General features: G+C 45.8%; 4 protein-coding genes and 1 pseudogene. 3 read left to right on the plus strand and 2 right to left on the minus strand.

All coding sequences use genetic code 11. The features are described from left to right. Positions 1–401: 401 nt before the first annotated feature. A pseudogene (locus tag BBW68_RS11130) lies at positions 402–1,438 on the minus strand (phage integrase). A gap of 1 nt (position 1,439) precedes the next feature. After that, positions 1,440–2,021: a phage repressor protein CI gene (locus tag BBW68_RS11135; RefSeq protein ID WP_070135418.1), complete on the minus strand. Its 582-nt coding sequence runs from the start codon at positions 2,019–2,021 to the stop codon at positions 1,440–1,442. Between the two features lie 154 nt (positions 2,022–2,175). On the opposite strand from BBW68_RS11135, the gene BBW68_RS11140 reads away from it, so the two are divergent. The 3 genes from BBW68_RS11140 to BBW68_RS11150 form a co-directional block, all read left to right on the plus strand. Then, positions 2,176–2,397 carry a helix-turn-helix transcriptional regulator gene (locus BBW68_RS11140; RefSeq protein ID WP_070135419.1) on the plus strand — a complete coding sequence of 74 codons (222 nt, stop codon included), beginning with the start codon at positions 2,176–2,178 and terminating at the stop codon, positions 2,395–2,397. Between the two features lie 30 nt (positions 2,398–2,427). Further along, on the plus strand, positions 2,428–2,934 hold the full coding sequence (locus BBW68_RS11145) for a phage regulatory CII family protein (RefSeq protein WP_070135420.1): 507 nt from the start codon (positions 2,428–2,430) through the stop codon (positions 2,932–2,934). A 222-nt stretch (positions 2,935–3,156) separates the two neighbouring features. Further along, a partial coding sequence (locus BBW68_RS11150) for an IS6 family transposase (protein WP_070135354.1) occupies positions 3,157–3,637 on the plus strand: 481 nt, incomplete at its 3' end.

Genomic DNA, 3,637 nt, shown 5'->3' on the forward strand with positions numbered 1-3,637 from the left:
ATCAGGTGGCCTGTATCAGTGTGCCACTACACTGACATCATCGCAATAGCAGAAGAAATTGATGATCTGGAACATGATGAGCCGACAAAAACTAACCAGAAGGGAAAATGAGTATGGACTGGCCTGAAGCATTTATGAAAGTTAGCGTGGCTTTTGCTGTGGCTGCAATGGTTATCTGGGGGTAGAAATGTAATTGTAAGAGGGTATTACAAGGTTGGTGCTGTGCAGAGAGTACCTGCTGGAAAAACCACTGTCATTTTAACAAGCGAGTGGTGGGTCGTGCAGGGTTCGAACCTGCGACCAATTGATTAAGAGAAGCATAACTGAGCCTGATAAAACAATGAGTTACATAAAAATCAAGGTGTTATCTTGCCAATATCCTCCGATAAAGGCCAATATCCTTAACCTCCTGCGACACTTTTGCGACACTTTAGAGGGTTGAGCCTTAAAGCTTCTTCAAGATGGTTGGGTGCAAAATGGGCATACCTCATTGTCATTTTTATGTCGGTATGACCGAGAATTTTTTGCAGTACTAATATATTCCCGCCATTCATCATAAAGTGGCTAGCAAACGTATGTCTTAATACGTGAGTTAATTGGCCAGCTGGAAGTTCTATTCCAGCCCTTTCAAGTGCAGAGCGGAATGCGTAATAGCATGGTGTAAATAATTCACCATTCTTTTTAGGTAATTCACTGCTCAACTCAGGATCTATTGGGATACTACGATTACGTTTGCCTTTAGTTTTAACAAACGTAATTTTTCCCGCAGAAACTTGGCTGCGTCTGAGTTTTTCAGCTTCTCCCCATCGAGCGCCAGTGGCGAGGCATATTTTGGCGATTAATTCCAAATCCTTCGCGCTACTGTTTCGACATTCAGCCAAGAGCAAATCTATCTATTCGTCAGTTAGATAAGCCATCTCACTTTCATCAGTACGGAATTGTCTAACGCTTTCCAGTGGGTTCGGTGCTGAGCATTCTTCCAAACGCTTCAATTCATTAAACACAGCCAAAAAGTAGGCGTGTTCTAAATTCATTGTTCGAGGTGAAACTTTAGCGATACGTTTCGTTCTTGCAAATTGGCCATCAAGCCTTTTAGCCCGATATGCAGTAAATAATTGGGCGCTAAATTCATTGGCGGTAGGGGAACCCATGCATTCCGCAGCCCATAGCATTGAACTCTTGCGTTTCTCACCATCACGCAAAGTAATGCCATGCCTCTCAAACCAGAGATGAACCAAATCAGTTAGCTTTCTTATTTCTTTTTTTCGCCGAGCCAAGGCGAGTCATCTACTTTTTGTAACGTATAGTTTTCAAACGCAAGTGCTTCGCCTTTAGTAGCAAACTTTTTTCGTATGCGTTTACCTTGTTTTCCGTCACTGCGGTTAACGCTATAGAAATCGGCTAACCATTGCCCGTCACTTAGTTTTCTTGGTGCCATATTATCTAATCGTCAGGGTTACGCGGCCTAATACAGATATATCATCAAGACCACAATCGAAAGCCATTCCTACACCGCTAACGCGAACTTTCTTAATGGGTATGCGCGTTAATGTTCTAATGCTGATTTTACCTTCGATCTCAACAAGCCATTCGCCGTCGTAAACCTCTGTGAATCCCATTTCAATCAAATACTGAGATTGTTCGTCAACAATTAGAACGGGGCGAAGTGGTTCTGTTTTTGGTGCCAATATCATTGTTTTGTCAATCATAATATAGCCAGCATCGAAGAGCTGGCCGTCAATCAACTTTTTGCGAGCTATGGTTGATGCATCCAGTTGTTGATCGTCGTATTTACGTCCCTTACCTGTCGCTAACCATTCAAGATTGATCCCCGTATCGGCAACGCATCTAACGACAATGTCAGCAGGAAAACCCCCACGTCTATAGCGGCCAGCGAGGCTGCTAGACGCCATACCTAAGTGCTCTGCAAGCATGATTTTTTGGCTGAACCCGTATGCCTCTAAAACTCTGTCGAGAATTGGAGCGCTATCAGTGTCCATGTCTACTTGAAATTTGCTCATTCAAAGCCCTATTTGCGCCACAGTAAGTTGCAAAAAGCAAATTGATGTTAACATGTAGCTTTTTGAAACATAGAGTGCGCTTGTGGTTTTCAAAAAAGATATTGGCCAATATTGATGGATATTGGCACTTTCGATAAACGAAGGAGTTTGCATTATGCGACCCAACATTACAATCGTGATCCCCGATCCCTACATCCCTCTAGAAGAGTACTGCCGCCGCACAGGCATGTCTAAAAGCACTGCTGAGAACCTGATTTCATACGGGAAGTTACCAATCAAGCCCAAAGGTGCCCAAAAAAAGGGGCTTGTTGAGGTGAATATGGCCGCTTTAACCGTAATGGCATTGAGCGAATGCCATGTTTCGCTTAATGCGTAATTAAGGCTATCAATTCGTAGAGTGCGAAACATGTACGATTACAAAGTTTCTGTACGCAATTATCTTGATGATGCTTGCCGGGCCTTTACGCTGGCGCACAACATCACTGATGTGGCCAAAGCAGTAGGGATGCAGCCTGCAACTCTCCGCAACAAGCTGAACCTTGAGCAGTCACACCAGTTAACGCTGATTGAGCTGCTTGCAATCACTGACCACACCGAAGATGCAACCATTTTGGACGGCATGCTGCGCCAGATTAATTGCCAGCCTTCGGTGCCAGTGAACAATGTTAAACCCGAAAACATGCAGTTTTGTGCATTAACCGCAGTGGCCAGTGTTGGTGCCATCGCCGGTGAAGCGGTTTCAACGGAGAAGATGACCGTTGCGCGCCGCAATCAGATTCTGGACAAGGCAAGCGATGCAATTCGCAGTCTGTCTTTACTCGTCTATTCCGTTGAGAGTCGTTTCCAAACCATGCCGGTACTGGCCGCTGCTGTTGATGTGGTCAGCGCCTCAATGCCTGGCATCGTTGCGTGAGGTGAATATGAGAGAAGTAAATGAAAGCGGCGAAACAGATTTCCATGTGTTTCGCCGTGGATATTCAAAAAATGGTGAGTCCTCTGGCCTGAAAGGTTCCACCCAAGTTGCGGAAGACCCAAATTACAACTGCTGTTGTTAAACAAAGGTGGGTCAAAGGGCACTGTTGCAAAGATCTGGCGATGGTAAACTGATGCCACTGTTTAGTTGAAGGAGCAGCACATGAACCCATTTAAAGGTCGACATTTTGAGTGTCATATTATCCTGTGGGCCGTCCGCTGGTACTGCAAATATGGCATCAGTTATCGTGAGCTGCAGGAGATGCTGGCTGAGCGAGGGGTAAATGTCGATCACACCACGATTTATCGATGGGTTCAGCGTTCTGCACCTGAAATGGAAAAGCGGCGGCGCTGGTACTGGCGTCAACCTTCCGGTTTTGGCTCATGGCATCTCGATGAAACCTACGTGAAGGTCAACGGACGCTGGGCTTATCTGTACCGCGCCGTCGACAGCAGGGGCTGCACCATTGACTTTTACCTGTCTTCACGTCGTCACACCAAAGCCGCCTATCGCTTTATGGGTAAACTTCTGAATAATACGAAGCGCCTGCAAATTCCACGGTTGATCAACACAGATAAAGCCCCGACGTATGGGCGGGCGCTGGCATTGCTGAAGCGGGAAGGTAAATGTCCGCAGCATGTGC

This window comes from Candidatus Erwinia dacicola, assembly GCF_001756855.1.
GTDB classification, from domain to species: Bacteria; Pseudomonadota; Gammaproteobacteria; order Enterobacterales; family Enterobacteriaceae; genus Erwinia; species Erwinia dacicola.

Excerpts from the sequence above, each read along its gene's own strand:
- BBW68_RS11135 (WP_070135418.1), bottom strand. The coding sequence starts at position 2,021 with ATGAGCAAATTTCAAGTAGACATGGACACTGATAGCGCTCCAATTCTC.
- BBW68_RS11140 (WP_070135419.1), top strand. The coding sequence starts at position 2,176 with ATGCGACCCAACATTACAATCGTGATCCCCGATCCCTACATCCCTCTA.
- BBW68_RS11145 (WP_070135420.1), top strand. The coding sequence starts at position 2,428 with ATGTACGATTACAAAGTTTCTGTACGCAATTATCTTGATGATGCTTGC.